This is a genomic window from Streptomyces sp. NPDC059371, from assembly GCF_042751995.1.
GTDB lineage: Bacteria > Actinomycetota > Actinomycetes > Streptomycetales > Streptomycetaceae > Streptomyces.
On sequence record NZ_JBHYXD010000007.1, the window covers coordinates 168,948 to 182,918 of the forward strand.

At 72.0% G+C, this 13,971-nt stretch carries 14 protein-coding genes and 1 riboswitch; of the genes, 10 read left to right on the forward strand and 4 right to left on the reverse strand.

The window, feature by feature from the left end; all coding sequences use genetic code 11:
* Positions 1-98 precede the first annotated feature (98 nt).
* From ACFXGX_RS06875 to ACFXGX_RS06890, 4 genes are all read right to left on the reverse strand, one after another.
* Positions 99-857, reverse strand: a complete 759-nt coding sequence (locus tag ACFXGX_RS06875) for a CbtA family protein (RefSeq protein ID WP_384785673.1) — start codon at positions 855-857, stop codon at positions 99-101.
* A gap of 20 nt (positions 858-877) precedes the next feature.
* Positions 878-1,099: a CbtB-domain containing protein gene (locus ACFXGX_RS06880; protein ID WP_384785676.1), complete on the reverse strand. Its 222-nt coding sequence runs from the start codon at positions 1,097-1,099 to the stop codon at positions 878-880.
* A gap of 39 nt (positions 1,100-1,138) precedes the next feature.
* Positions 1,139-1,286: riboswitch (cobalamin riboswitch) on the reverse strand.
* Between the two features lie 58 nt (positions 1,287-1,344).
* On the reverse strand, positions 1,345-2,466 hold the full coding sequence (locus ACFXGX_RS06885) for an enoyl-CoA hydratase/isomerase family protein (protein WP_384785679.1): 1,122 nt from the start codon (positions 2,464-2,466) through the stop codon (positions 1,345-1,347).
* Between the two features lie 135 nt (positions 2,467-2,601).
* A complete protein-coding gene (locus tag ACFXGX_RS06890) occupies positions 2,602-3,111 on the reverse strand; it encodes a cupin domain-containing protein (RefSeq protein WP_384785682.1) in 510 nt (169 codons plus the stop codon).
* 139 nt (positions 3,112-3,250) lie between these two features.
* Here ACFXGX_RS06890 and ACFXGX_RS06895 point away from each other — a divergent pair, with 139 nt between their 5' ends.
* The 10 genes from ACFXGX_RS06895 (at position 3,251) to ACFXGX_RS06940 (ending at position 13,941) form a co-directional block, all read left to right on the forward strand.
* The gene (locus tag ACFXGX_RS06895) at positions 3,251-3,691 is read left to right on the forward strand and encodes an RrF2 family transcriptional regulator (RefSeq protein WP_384785684.1); all 441 of its coding nucleotides are present in this window, start codon (positions 3,251-3,253) and stop codon (positions 3,689-3,691) included.
* Between the two features lie 50 nt (positions 3,692-3,741).
* Positions 3,742-4,668: a DsbA family protein gene (locus tag ACFXGX_RS06900; protein ID WP_384785742.1), complete on the forward strand. Its 927-nt coding sequence runs from the start codon at positions 3,742-3,744 to the stop codon at positions 4,666-4,668.
* 600 nt (positions 4,669-5,268) lie between these two features.
* Complete coding sequence (locus ACFXGX_RS06905) at positions 5,269-6,843, forward strand: ABC transporter substrate-binding protein (RefSeq protein WP_384785687.1); 1,575 nt, start codon at positions 5,269-5,271, stop codon at positions 6,841-6,843.
* 31 nt (positions 6,844-6,874) lie between these two features.
* A complete protein-coding gene (locus ACFXGX_RS06910) occupies positions 6,875-7,903 on the forward strand; it encodes an ABC transporter permease (protein WP_384785690.1) in 1,029 nt (342 codons plus the stop codon).
* 2 nt (positions 7,904-7,905) lie between these two features.
* A complete protein-coding gene (locus ACFXGX_RS06915) occupies positions 7,906-8,796 on the forward strand; it encodes an ABC transporter permease (RefSeq protein ID WP_384785693.1) in 891 nt (296 codons plus the stop codon).
* Positions 8,793-9,791, forward strand: a complete 999-nt coding sequence (locus ACFXGX_RS06920; RefSeq protein WP_384785696.1) for an ABC transporter ATP-binding protein — start codon at positions 8,793-8,795, stop codon at positions 9,789-9,791. The genes ACFXGX_RS06915 and ACFXGX_RS06920 overlap by 4 nt, the downstream gene beginning before the upstream one ends.
* Positions 9,788-10,615, forward strand: a complete 828-nt coding sequence (locus ACFXGX_RS06925) for an ABC transporter ATP-binding protein (protein WP_384785698.1) — start codon at positions 9,788-9,790, stop codon at positions 10,613-10,615. Before ACFXGX_RS06920 ends, ACFXGX_RS06925 begins: the two co-directional genes overlap by 4 nt.
* Before the next feature lie 29 nt (positions 10,616-10,644).
* Entirely contained in the window at positions 10,645-11,985 is a 1,341-nt protein-coding gene (locus tag ACFXGX_RS06930; protein WP_384785701.1) for an NtaA/DmoA family FMN-dependent monooxygenase, read from the forward strand.
* Between the two features lie 128 nt (positions 11,986-12,113).
* On the forward strand, positions 12,114-13,163 hold the full coding sequence (locus ACFXGX_RS06935; protein WP_384785704.1) for an LLM class flavin-dependent oxidoreductase: 1,050 nt from the start codon (positions 12,114-12,116) through the stop codon (positions 13,161-13,163).
* Position 13,164: 1 nt separating this feature from the next.
* Positions 13,165-13,941, forward strand: coding sequence for an alpha/beta hydrolase (locus ACFXGX_RS06940; protein ID WP_384785707.1), 777 nt, complete (start codon positions 13,165-13,167; stop codon positions 13,939-13,941).
* Positions 13,942-13,971 lie beyond the last annotated feature (30 nt).

Sequence of the window (13,971 nt, forward strand, 5' to 3'; positions counted from 1 at the left end):
TAAACCCCCCCGGTCCCTCCCTCACCCCACAAACCCCACCTTACCCTTCCCCATCCCAAGTGATGCCCCCTCCACCCCCCCCCCACGTCCCGGGCGACTCAGCTCGCGGTCGGAACCGTTCGCCCGGAGGCAGCGGTCGCGGGCTTGGGGTTGAGCATGCGTTCGGCCAACTCGCCGAAGACCAGGCCGAATCCGGCCCACAGGACGGTCTGGATGGCCAGGGCGGAGAGCCTGAACCGCCACAGGAGGGTGGCCGGGAAGTCTCCCGGCACCTCGTTGATCACGGGCAGGAACGCGTAGGCCAGGCCGATCACCACGGCGAAGGCGGCCACCGCGACGACGGTGGCGTACCAGGTGCCCAGGCTGGACGTCAGGCGCTTGCCGAGGATGGTGGCGGCAACGGCGAGGAGCACGCTGAGGACCATCATCAGGAAGTACAGGGCGGTCCGCTTGCCGATGGTGTCGGGGTCGCCGACCGACGGCGGGTTGGCCGGGTACTTCAGGAACGGCACGACATACACGGCCAGCAGTGCGGTCCCGGACAGCAGGAGCGCGGTCGCGCGCGGGCCGAAGCGGCCCACGCGGCCAAGTGCGAAACAGTAGGCGAGCGCGGCGATGCCGCCGAAGGAGACGCCGTAGACCAGGACACCGGTCGCGAGGCCCGCGGTGGACTGGAGGCTGCGGGAGACGAGTTCGACCTCGTGCCCGTGTGCGTGCGAGTGCGCCTCCTCGAAGCCGATGGCACTGTCGACGGACGGTTCACCGAGCAAGTAGGCCACGACCAGGGCCAGTACACCGGCCGCGAGGCCGGCGAGCATGCCGCGTACGAGGAGGTTTCTTACCGTTGCGGAATTCATGACGAGTGCTCTCCCTCGCGTCAGTGGCAGGGGAAGCCGAGAAGGTGGCGGGCGTCGTGCACCCACTCGTGGACGTCCTCGCCCGAGACGACGGAGGTGGCGCCCTGTTCGGCGCCGACGAAGTAGAGCAGGACCAGCATCAGGATGCCGAAGAACGCCGCCCAGGGGACGATCGCACCGATCGGCAGCTTGACGGGGAGAGCGGGAGTGGTGGCTGTCGGCGGAGCGACGGTCTGCGCCATGGCAGGACCTCCTCGGGAGTTCGCGTCCCATCTCGGTGGTGCACAGGATGACGCCTACGGGTCTGACTCACGAGGTCCCGGCGTGGCTGGGACGTCTCGCTCACAGTGGCGCGACCGTGCCGGATTTCCACCGGCTTCCGTCTTGACGTCATCGATATCGGACCGACCGTACCGCGCGGCGCGTTTCTGGCCAAGACCGCGCCGACCGGGGTGATCTTCCTCTCGTCCCAGGTGACGCGCGGTCCTCAGCCCTTCCCCGCCCCGGTATCCGTACCGGTGCCGGACTCCTCGCCGGACAGCCCGAGTTCGTGCTCGCCGAGCGGGGCGAAGAAGCGCTCGACGTCGGCGTCGGTGACCTCGGCGAGTGTGGCCGGGGACCAGCGCGGCTCGCGGTCCTTGTCGATGATCTGGGCCCGGACGCCTTCCACCAGGTCGGGTGCGGACAGGGCGGCGCAGGAGACGCGGTACTCCTGGTCGAGGACCCGCTCCAGCGATCCGAGCCGCCGGGCCCGGCGCAGGGCGGTCAGCGTGACCTTCAGGGCGGTGGGCGAATTGCCGAGCAGGATCTCCGCCGTCTCCTTGGCGGCCGGGTCGTCGGCCGCGAGCAGCCGCCGGACGATCTCCTCGACCGTGCCGGCGCCGTAGCAGGCGTCGATCCACTCGCGCCGCTCGGCGAGTTCGGCCGGCGGGGCGGGCCGTGCGTGAGCGGCCAGGGCCTCGGCCACGGGTCCCTCCGCGAGGTCGGACACGAACCGCCGGAGCGAGGAGGACGGCAGATAGTGGTCGGCGAGGCCGCACAGCAGCGCGTCCCCGGCGCCGATCGAGGCGCCCGTCAGGGCGAGATGGGTGCCGAGTTCGCCCGGGGCGAGGGCGAGCAGACGGGTGCCGCCGACGTCGGGGACGAACCCGATGCCGGTCTCGGGCATGGCGACGCGTGAGCGCTCGGTGACGACCCGGACGCTGCCGTGCGCGGAGACACCGACGCCGCCGCCCATGACGATGCCGTCCATGACCGCCACGTACGGCTTGGGATAGCGGGCGATGCGGGCGTTGAGGTGGTACTCGTCGCGCCAGAAGGCGGCGGACGCGGTGCCGTCTCCGTCGCGCGCGTCGTCGTGGACGACCCGGATGTCGCCGCCCGCGCACAGGCCGCGTTCTCCGGCGCCGGTGATGACGACGGTCTCGACGGCGGGGTCGTGTTCCCAGGCGGCGAGAGCGCGGTCGATCCGGCGCACCATCGCGTGGTTCAGGGCGTTCAGCGCCCTGGGCCGGTTGAGGACGATGTGGCCGGCCCGTCCCTCGGTGCGCAGCAGGACGGATTCCCCGGCGCCGCCGGACTCGGAACCGGATGTCTCGGTGCCGTTCATCCGAACGCCTCCGTCGGGCGGCGGGTCACTATGGCGCGCATGTTCTCGGTGGTTCCTTCCACGGTCCGCTCGGTTCGCCGGTCACGACGACCTCCTCGCCACCGTACCCACCGCGTGATCGAACGGCCGCCGCCGTCAGCCCTCTTCGCCGTCCCGCAGCACGTACAGTCCCGGCAGGTTGACCACGATCGCCTCCTGGGTGCTGCGGGCGATGACGACGACGGCCTCCTCTGCGGAGTCCGGGTTCTCCTCGCGGTGCGGCACGAACGGCGGCACGAAGATGTAGTCACCGGGCGAGGTGCGCAGCCGTACCTCCTCGGGCGTCTCCCCCGCGTCGTCGAGGAAGACGAACTCGGGGTGTCCGCTGACCACGTAGATGGCGGTCTCGGAGGCTCCGTGGTGGTGGTCCGAGGAGGCGGTGGAGGGGGCGACGTGGGTCTGGCCCATCCACAGCTTCTCGGAGCCGACGGTGGTACCGCTGACAGCGGCGAATCTGCGCATGCCTCCGGACTGCGCCGTGTCCCCGTCGAGGGCGTCGGCGCGGATGTGGTGCAGGCGGCTGCGCAGGGGACGTACGGACTGCTCTTCGGCGTCCGGGAGATGGGGGTGGAAACCTTCGCCGGGGGTCGTCAACGGCTCGCTCATGATGGGGGACGCTAGAGCGGCCCGGAAAAGGATGTCAAGAGGTATCCATTGCGCTTCACCTGCGGCAATGTTCCCGCAATGTACGTGGGGAACCGGTGGAGACCCGCCCGGCGGACACCGTGTCGGGCATCATGGGCCCATGCATATCTCCGCGAAGGCGGACTACGCCACGCGGGCTCTCCTGGAGCTCGCCCGCGAACCGGCCCGCCCGCTCACCTGTGAGGCGATAGCGTCCTCGCAGCAGGTCCCGTTCCGGTTCCTCAAGTCCGTGGTGGGCGAGTTGCGCAGAGCCGGACTCGTGCGCAGCCAGCGTGGCTGCGAGGGCGGGTACTGGCTCGGCCGGCCCGCCGACGAGATCACCCTGCTGGACGTCGTACGCGCCGTGGACGGCGAGCTGATCACCCTGCGGGGCGAGCCGCTGGCCGGGCTCGACTATCCGGGCCCCGCCTCCGGGCTTCCCTCGGTGTGGCGCCGTATCGAGGCGGACGCCGCCGCGGTGCTGGGCGGGACGACCCTGGCCGCGCTGCTGCCCGCCGGGACGGCCGGGCGGATGGACCTGGACCGCAAGGGAGCCGCGTGACCCGCGCCCCGGACCGGCCGGCGCCGGACGCGGTGAGGACGGGCGACCCGGTGGACCCGGCGCCGGTGGTGGACGCGGCGGACAGGGTGGAGGTCGTGGAGTACACCGACCCGCTGTGTCCCTGGGCCTGGGGATCGGAGCCGGTGTTCCGCGGGCTGCGCGCCGCGCTGGCGGGCCGGGTCCGCTGGCGACGCGCGTACTGCGTCCTGTTCGATGACGACGACGACGCGCCGCCCGATCCCGCCGCGGAGACCGCCTGGTACGCGCGGTACATCGAGGACATCGGCGCCCACACGGGGGCCCCGCGGGCGCGGCAACTGAGCCGGGTCGCGGCGAGTTCCTGGCCGTCCTCGCTGGCCGCCAAGGCCGCCGAGCGGCAGGGCGGCGAGGTGGCCGAACGCGTGCTGCGGCGGCTGCGGGAGAGCGTGTTCGTGCTCGGTGAACCGGCGGACACGGCGGCGCGGGCGCTGTCCACGGTACGGGGCGTACCCGGCCTCGACCATGAACGACTGGCGGCCGACGCGACGTCAGCGACCGTACGGAAAGCGGTACTTGCCGACCGGGCCGAGGCACGCCGACCGGTCGCCGAGGTGCTGTCGGTGCGCGGCGGCTCGCCGCATCCCGGTGCTGCGAAGGAGACCGCCGAGGGCGGGTACCGCTACGCGCTGCCGACGCTGCTGCTCCGCACTCCCGCGGGACGGCGCGTCGTCCCCGGCTGGCGGCCGTACGAGGAATACGCGTCGGCGTTCGACGAGCTGAGCCCCGGGCTGCTGACGGAGCCCGCGAGGCCGGCGCCCTCGGAAGCGCTCGCGCGGTACCGGAGTCTGACCGGCCCGGAGGCGGCGGTGCTGAGCGACGGACCGTGGCCTCCCCGGGACGCCGTGCGCGTCGATACCGGCAACGGCCCCCTCTGGCTGCACCCGGACGAGGCCGCCGTACACCCGGCCCGCGACCCCGGCGCCGCTGGCGCGCCCTGACGGTCCTGCGGCCGGCGGTCTGAAGGTCCTCCGGCCGGTGGTCTGGCGGTCCTCCGGTCGGCGGTCGGGCCGTGGTGACCGGTGTGAAGCACATCCGCCCACCCCTGCGGCCTTCTGATCAGCGATCAGAACCCGTCCCGCCCAATGAGACACCAATTGGTGTCCATTGACAGTGGCCGAGAACCGGCCGCAGGATGTGCACCATGCTTACGACGCACCCCGCCGTGGAGTGCCGCTACGTGGACCTGCGGCGCACCTGCAGCGCTCTCTGTCGCTGACCGCCCGCCAGCCGCGGCCCCCAGGCGCCTGACGCCCGTCCCGCCGACTCCGGCACCGGCCCCGAGCCGACTCGCCGTCCGGCCCCCGTCATCGCGCGCCGCCCTCCCAGCGTTTCGTCGTTTCCGCTCCCCCGGCCTCCCGGCCCTCTCCGCGATCCGCCGACGCCTCCTGCCCTGAACGCGGCACGCCCCCGTGCGCACCGAAGCGCACACCGGCATGCGCGTCTCCGGCCTGCGTGGCGTCCGTCCGCGGGGTGAGCCGCCCTCGCTCCGCTGCTGCGCCGCCCCGGCGTGGGCGGGAGCCCTCGCAGAAAGAACTCCGATGCCCGGACGTCTCACGCCCCGCACCCCCGCCACGGCCTTCCGCTCCGCCCCGCGACCCGGCCGGCTGCGCGCCGCCGCCCTCGGCACCGCCCTCACCACCGTGCTCGTCCCCGCGCTCGGCGCCTGCGGCGGTGAGGCCTCCTCGTCCGCCGGCTCCGCCGCGCTGAAGTGGACCTCCTCCTACTTCCCCGCCCACTGGGACCCGGTCGTCAGCGGCAGTGGCGCCCAGTTCCGTGAACTCGCCCTGGTCTACTCCTCGTTGACACGGACGGACGAGAACGGGAAGGCCGTCCCTGATCTGGCCAAGAGCTGGGAGTACAACGCCGCGGGTGATGTGATCACCTTCCATCTGCGGCCGAACCTGAAGTTCAGCGACGGCGCGCCGGTAGACGCCGCCGCCGTGAAGGCCGCGATCGAGCGGGCCAAGAAGCAGAAGAACTCCGCCCTGTTCGGCGACCTGACCTCGATCACGTCGGTGGACGCCAAGGGCCTCGACGCGGTGATCCACCTCAGCCAGGTCGACTACCAGATTCCCCAACTGCTGGGCGAGCGCGTCCTGCAGATCGCCAGCCCCAAGGCCTCCGCCTCACCCGACAAGCTGGACCAGAAGCCCGTCGGCGCCGGCCCGTTCATCGTCACCCAGCTCGTCCCGGGCACCAAGGCCGTCCTGAAGAAGAATCCGGACTACTGGGACGCCAAGAACATCCACATCGACAACGTCGAGCTCAGCTCCGCCCCCGACGCCTCCACCGTCGTCTCCGGACTCCAGACCGGCGTCTACAACTTCGCCGACATAGCCCCGAGTCAGGCCGAGGCGGCCAAGAAGGCCGGACTCGACGTCTTCGTGCAGCCCGGCTTCAACGCCTCCAACCTCAGCCTCAACACCAACAAGGCACCGTTCGACAACGACAAGGTCGTCGACGCTGTCCGCTACGCGACCAACCGTCAGGAGTTCGTCGACAAGCTGACGTTCGGCTACGGCTCGGTGACCAACCAGCCGTTCCCGAAGGGCTACGTCGCCTACGACCCCGAGTCGGAGAACGCGTACGCCTACGACCCCACGAAGGCCAAGAGGCTGCTGGGCGAGGCCGGTTACAAGGCGGGTGCCCTCAAGCTGAACCTGGTCATCCCGGCCGAGGACCCGCAGGCCGAGATCGTGCAGGCGCAGTTGGCGAAGGTCGGCATCACTGTCACGATCAAGATCGACAAGAACTGGGCCACACCGTTCTTCGCCAAGGACCTGACGTTCTCGCTGTACGGGACCACCGGCCGTGACTCCGCGGCGCAGACCCTCACCGCGCACTTCGGCCCGAACGGCCCGCTCAACCTCAGCTCGCCGTACGAGCCGTCCGGCTTCGAGGCCGCCATCGCCAAGGTCCGCCGGACCCCGCTGGACTCGCCCGACTACGCGAAGGTCCTCCAGGCGGCGACCCGGGCCGGCCTCAAGAGCAAGGCGCTGGTCTTCACGTACTCCTCGCCCAATCTCATCGCCAAGAGCAAGTCCATCTCCGGGCTGCCGAAGAACCCCGCCCACATCGACTGGACCGGCGTGACCATCGCCGGCGGCAACTGACACCCCGCCCACGACAGAGAGGGGGCAACCCATGACGACGACGGTGGCAACGGCCCCGCCCGGTGTCCGTCTCCCGGCCGCCGCGGCCAGAACCCGGCACGCCCTGGGCCGCGTCCTGGCCACCCTCGCCCGGTCGGTCGCGATCTTCGTGCCCGTCTTCCTGGTCGCGACGTTCGTGACGTTCGCGCTGCGGTCGCTGAGCGGGCTCAGCCCGGCACGCATCCAACTGGGCGAGGAAGCCACTCCCGAGGCGGTCGCCCGCGTCGAGGCGCAGTGGGGCCTCGACCGGCCCTTCCTCGTCCAGTACGGGGACTGGTTCGGCGACGTCCTGCACGGCCGGCTCGGGACGAGCTGGACCAACGGCGCCGACATCTCCACCCTCATCGGCCTCGGCCTGGGCGTGAGCCTGTCGGTGGCGACCTTCGCGCTGATCATCGGAGTCGTCGCGGGGTTCGGTCTCGGCACCCTCGCGGCACTGCGCCGCACCACCTGGATCGACCGTGCGATCACCGGCTTCGTGACGGTGATCTCGGTGATGCCGGCCTTCGTCGTCGGCATCGTGCTCGTCGCGGTCTTCTCAGTGGGGCTGCATCTGCTGCCGTCCGCCGGATACATCCCGGCGGAGCAGGGGTTCGGGCCGTGGCTCGCCCACATCACGCTGCCCGCCGTCGCGCTGAGCTTCGACGTCGTCGCCGACGTCGCCCGCCAACTGCGCGGGGGGCTCGTCGGGGCCTACGGCGAGAACTACGTGACGGGTGCGGTGGTCCGCGGGCTCAGTCCGCGCCGGATCTTCTTCGGCCATGTGCTGCGCAACGGGATCGGGCCCGCGCTCGCCACCCTCGGCCTGAAGTTCCCCGCCCTGGTCGGCGCCTCCGTCGTCACGGAGTGGATCTTCGGACTCCAGGGCTTCGGACGCTTCGCCAACGACTCCGCGCAGGCCGGGGACGTGCCGGCCGTGCAGGGCGTCCTCGTGGTGTCGATCGTCCTGGTCGTCGCCTTCAACCTGATCGTCAACCTGGTGCTGGCCCGCGTCACGCCGGCCTCGCGGCGGGGGGTGTGACCATGGTGCGCCGCGTTCTCGCCCTCACCTCCGGCCGCATCGCCCTGGCCGTCCTCGTGGTGATCGCCGTGCTCGCCCTGTTCGGGCCGCTGCTCGCCCCGCACAATCCGCTGGCCACCGGCGACCAACCGCTCGCCGACGCGTCCGGCGCCCACTGGCTGGGGACCGACTACCTCGGCCGTGACGTGCTGAGCCGGCTCCTCGACGGCTCCCGCGTCAGCGTCCTCGGCTCGCTGGAGGTCGCGTTCACGGCCCTGGCCATCGGCGCCCTCCCCGGCATCCTGTCGGTCCACCTCGGCCGGGCCTTCGAATGGGTCACCCTCCGGCTCGCCGACACGCTGGTCGCCCTGCCGTTCCTGCTGTTCGCCGTCGCCGTCGTCGCACTGCTCGGCAACGGTCTCACCCAGGCGATGCTGGTCACGGGCGCGCTGGTGTCCCCGTTGTTCTACCGCGTGGCCCGCGCCGCCACCCTGTCCGTCGCCCGCTCGCCGTACGTGGAGGCGGCGGTCATCGCGGGCGCCTCGACCGGCTGGATCGTTCGCCGTCACATCTGGGCCAAGGTGCTTCCGCCGATCGCGGTCGCGCTCGCCCAGACGGTCGGCGTCGGGTTCGTCATCGTGTCGAGCCTGACCTTCCTCGGGATCGGGGTCCAGCCTCCCGCGCCCACCTGGGGCGGCCTGCTCGCCTCGGACCTGGGCTATCTGACCCAGCAGCCGTGGGCTCCGCTCGCACCCGCCCTGCTGATCATGGTCACGGTCTGGGCCTGCAACCTCCTCGCCGATGCCATCCGTGACGTCTCCGGCGAGGCGGGCCACACGCCGGCCGGCGGCCGTGGCACACGCGCCGGCCGGCGCACCGAGGCCGAACACGCTCCCGCTGGAGGTGCGCGATGACCGCCCTGTCCGAGAAGCTCCTGGCCGAAGCCGAGACGACCGCGGGGACCACAGAAACCTCGGAGGCCACAGAGGTCGCGGAGACCACAGAGGTGGCGAAGACCGCGGAGGCGGCAGAGGCCTCCCTGCCCGGTCCCGCGGAGGCCGCCGGGCCCGGCTCCGAAGAGCCGGTGCGTTCGGCGGCCCCGGTGCTGGCCGTACGCGATGTGCGCATCGGCGACCCGGCCGCCGGCCGGGACATCGTCCACGGCGTGAGTTTCACGCTCACGCCCGGCCGGGCCGTCGGCATCGTCGGCGAGTCCGGCAGCGGAAAGACCCTCACCTGCCGTGCCGCGCTGGGAATCCTGCCCGCTCCCTTCGAGATCACCGGCGGCTCGGTGGAGATCGACGGCGCCGACATCGCCGGCCTGTCCCCCGCGCGGTGGACCGACCTGCGGGGCACGACGATCAGCGCGGTCTTCCAGGACCCGGCGTCCTATCTCAACCCCTCGATCAAGGTGGGGGCCCAGATCGCCGAGGTCCTCCGGGTCAAGAAGGGGCTGAAGCGGCGCACCGCGCGTCGGCGGGCGGTCGACCTGCTGCGGTCGGTGCACCTGCGCGACCCGGAGCTCGTCGTCGCCCAGTACCCCCACGAGTTGTCCGGCGGGATGCTCCAACGGGTCCTCATCGCCGTGGCGATCGCCGCGGGACCGCGGATCCTCATCGCCGACGAGGCCACCACCGCGCTCGACGTCACCGTCCAGGCCGAGATCCTCGACCTGCTCGCCGATCTGCGCGAGCGGACCGGGCTGGCCCTCGTCGTGGTCTCCCACGACCTGGCCGTCGTCGCCCAGCTCTGCGACGAGGTCCTCGTCATGCGCCACGGCGAGGTGGTCGAGCAGGGCCCGACCGAGGACGTACTCCACCGTCCGCGCCACGAGTACACCCGGCTGCTGATCGCCGAACACCAGCAGTACGGCCTGGAGAAGTTCCTCGCGCCCGGGGAGGACGCATGAGTACCGAACCCGTCCTGGAGGTCACCGGCCTCGAAGTGCGCTACGGACCGCGCCGACGGCGCCGGCACGCGCTGCGCGGTGTCTCGCTCACCGTCTCACCGGGCGAGACCGTCGGGATCATCGGCGAGACGGGATCGGGCAAGACCACCCTGGCACGGGCCGTGCTCGGCCTGGTACGCGCCTCCGCCGGGTCCGTCGTCCTCGACGGCGAGAACGTCACGGCGTACGGCGGGCGCCGGTGGCGGGCGCTGCGCCGCCGCGGTGTCGTCCAGTACGTCTTCCAGGACCCGCTGCGCAGCCTCGACCCCGACCTCACCGTCGAAGCCTCCCTGGCCGAACCGCTGCTCGTCCGCGGTGTGTCCCGCGAGGAGGCGGCACGCCGGGTCCGCGCCTTCCTCCCCCGCGTCCAGTTGTCCGAGGACCTCCTCGACCGGCTGCCCGGCCGGCTCTCCGGCGGACAGCGCCAACGCGTCGCCGTGGCAAGGGCGTTGATCACCGAACCCCGTCTGGTCATCCTCGACGAACCGGTCAGCGCCCTGGACTCCGCCAACCGCGTCCAGATCCTGCGCATCCTCCAGGAGCTCCGCGACGACGGAGTGGCCCTCGTCTTCATCTCCCACGACCTCGGTTCCGTCGCCGGGATCGCCGACCGGATCGCCGTGCTGTACCAGGGCGAGCTGGTCGAGACCGGCGCCGCCCGCGATGTCATCGGCCGCCCCCGGCACCCCTACACACGCCTGCTGGTCCGCTCCGCGCCCACGCTGCACTCGGCCCCGGCCGACCGGGCCGAACGCGACGCCCTGCGGGCCCTGCTGAACGTCTGAACCCCTCGAAGAGACAGGAAGAAAACGCCATGCCCCGCACCATCCATCTCGCCCTGCACCCCTACGGCGTCGGCGGTCCCGGCCAGCACGGTCTGTGGAAGGACCCGCGCGTGGCGAACAACGCCAGCATCGACATCGACTACTACATCCGGCTGGCGAAGGCGGCCGAACACGCCCTCTTCGACGCGCTGTTCATCGTCGACAGCCAGTTCATCAACGCCACCTATCCGGCGCACTACCTCAACCGCCTGGAACCGCTCACCCTGTTGTCCGCGGTGGCCACCCACACCCGGCACATCGGCCTGGTGGGCACGGCGAGTTCGACGTACAACTCGCCGTTCAACCTGGCCCGCCGGTTCGCCTCCCTCGACCACATCAGCGGTGGCCGGGCCGGCTGGAACGTCGTCACCAGCTTCGACACCGGTACGTCCCGGAACTTCGGGCTCGACGAACACCTCGACTACACCACCCGCTACGGCCGCGCCCTGGAGTTCGTCCGGGTCGCCCGCGGCCTGTGGGACTCCTACGAGGACGACGCCTTCCCTGCGGACGTGGCCCGGGGAGTCTTCCTCGACCCGGCCAAGCTGCACGCGCTCGACCACGAGGGCGAGCACTTCAAGGTGGCGGGACCGCTCAACCTCTCCCGCTCCGCGCAGGGCCAGCCGGTCATCTTCCAGGCCGGGGTCTCCGAGGAGGGCCGCGACCTGGCCGCGCAGGTCGCCGAGGGCATCTACGCGCCGGGCGGCACGCTCCAGCAGGCCCAGGAGTACTACGCCGACATCAAGCAGCGCACCGCTTCCTACGGCCGCGACCCCGACCACATCAAGATCTTCATCCACGGGAGCCCGGTCGTCGCCACCACCGACGAGGCGGCCCGGCGCCGCGAACGGGAGATCTTCGAGGAGGACAACGACTTCGACCGCAACCTCGCCCTGCTCGGCCGCTCCTTCGGCGCGTACGACTTCAGCGCGCACGACCTCGACGCGCCGTTCCCCGACGTCGCGCACCTCGCGGAGAAGGGCGGCCGCACGGGCGCGTCGGCCCTCATCGAGCGGGCCCGGACCGAGGACCTGACGCTGCGCCAGGTCGCCGAGTTGGTCAATCAGTTCCGGAGTTCGCCGTTCGTCGGGGCTCCGGAGACCGTCGCCGACACCATCGAGAAGTGGTTCGACGCCGGCACCTTCGACGGCATCAACCTCGCCTTCCGCACCGAGGACGAACTGAACCTCTTCGTCGACGGCGTCGTCCCGGTCCTCCAGAAGCGCGGACTGTTCCGCACCGAGTACGCGGCCGACACCCTGCGCGGCAACCTCGGGCTGCCCGTCCCGGCCAACCGCCACACCCGCGAGCCGCAGCTCGCGAACGACTGAGATCCCGCCGCGACCGGCCGGTGGAGCAGGACCGGCCTCCACCGGCCGCGCCCGGCGGCCGCCTCATTCGAGAACCGTCCGGCACGGCGACCCGACGAGACGACCCGCCACCGAAAGGCCGACATCCCATGACGAGCGAGCGACCACGCTTCAGGCTCGGCTTCCTCACCCACGTCCAGGGACGCGATCAGGACATCGCCCGTACCTACCGCAACGCGCAGGACCTGTTCACCGTGGCGGACGAACTCGGCTTCGACGTCGGCTGGGTGGCCCAGCACCACGTCGCCCTCGGCGGCGGCGGACTGTCCTCACCGTGGACCTTCCTCGCCCACGCGGCCGCGCGGACCACCCGGATCCGGCTGGGCACGGCCGTCACCGTCCTCCCGCTGGAGGACCCGGTACGCCTCGCCGAGGACATCGCCACCGTCGACGCCCTCAGCGGTGGCCGCGTCGAGATCGGCGTGGGCAGCGGATCGAGCGGTCAGGAGTACGCCGCGTTCGGCAAGGACGCCGACCGCAAACGCGAACTGACCAGCGAGAACCTCGACGTCCTGCGGCGGGCCCTGGCCCACGACGAGGTGGGCACACCCGGCTTCCGCATCCAGCCCCGCCCCGGCGACTTCGGCCGCCGCGTCTGGCAGGGCGTGTTCAGCGCGCAGGGGGCCGAGTACGCGGCGCGCCGCGGCTCGAACCTGCTGCTCAACCGGGCGGCGTACGGATTCGACTCCCCCACCGACGAGGTGCAGCGACCCTGGGCCGACGCCTTCCTCGCCGCCTGGGACCAGCCCCACCGCCCGCGCGTCGGCCTGTCCCGCTTCATCTTCCCGGCCAAGGACCGGCGCACGGCGCTCCGCGCGATCGGCGACGACGTGCACCGGGCGGCGCTGCGCATGGCGGAGAGCGGCGCGTTCCCCAAGGGCCTCGACAGGGACGAGGCGCTGCGCCGCTTCCACTCGTTCTACGGCCATCCCGACGACGTCGTCGAAGCGCTGGGCCGGGAGAAGGTCCTGCCCGTCGCGACCGACCTGATCGCACAGTTCAACCCCGCCGTCCCCGACCACGACGCCGCCGTCCGTGCCCTCGAACTCATCGCGACCGAGGTGGCACCCGCGCTGGGCTGGAAGCCCGCGCGCACGGCCGAGCCCGCATCCGTCACACCCGTATCCGCAGGAGCCTGAGATGACCCAGTACACCGACCACTACGGGCCCGAAGGACTCCTCGTCCGCGGCACGATCCTCGTCGTTCCCGGCCGCGGCGAGACCCGGGCGACGTACGCCCGCTTCGGCGCGCGGCTCGCCGCCGACGCCTATCGCGTCAGGGTGATCGACCCGCCGGCCCTCGACGCCGAGAACCCGGCCGCCTCCCTGGCCGAGCTGGAGGCCCGGCTCGCCGAGGCGGTCGAGGACACCGCCTCGGAGGACGGTGTCGTACGGCCGGTCGTCCTCGTCGGGGCGGACTCGGGGGCCGTCGCGCTCGCCGCGCTCCTCGGCGGGGCGCGGGCTCCGGCCGCCTGGTGGCCGAACGCCCTGATCCTCGCCGGTCTTCCCGGCCCGTCCGCGAAGACCGGCGCCGCCGGCGAGACGTGGGACGCCGAGCTCGACGTCCGCACCTCGTGCCCCACCCATCGGGGCCGCCTCACCCAGGACCCCCAGGTACGGCGCGGGTCGCTCAACGACGCACTGCCGGACTCCCTGGTCGGCGCGGCCTACGACAGCGAGGCGCCCCTGCCCACCCTGCTGCTCGTCGGCGACTCCGACCCGCTCGCCGACGACGAGGCGCTCGCCCGTCTGGCCAAGTCGCTCCCCCTGGCCCGTCTTTCGGCCGTGCACGGCGCCCACCACGACGTCCTCAACGACCTCCAGCACCGTTCGGTGGCGGCCGAGGTCATCGGCTTCCTGGAAGCGCTGCGGGGTGACCTGCGGCCGCTGATCAGCGTGCGGTCGAGCGCCTGGTGAGGGCCCGGCGGACGGGGGCGCCGGCGGACG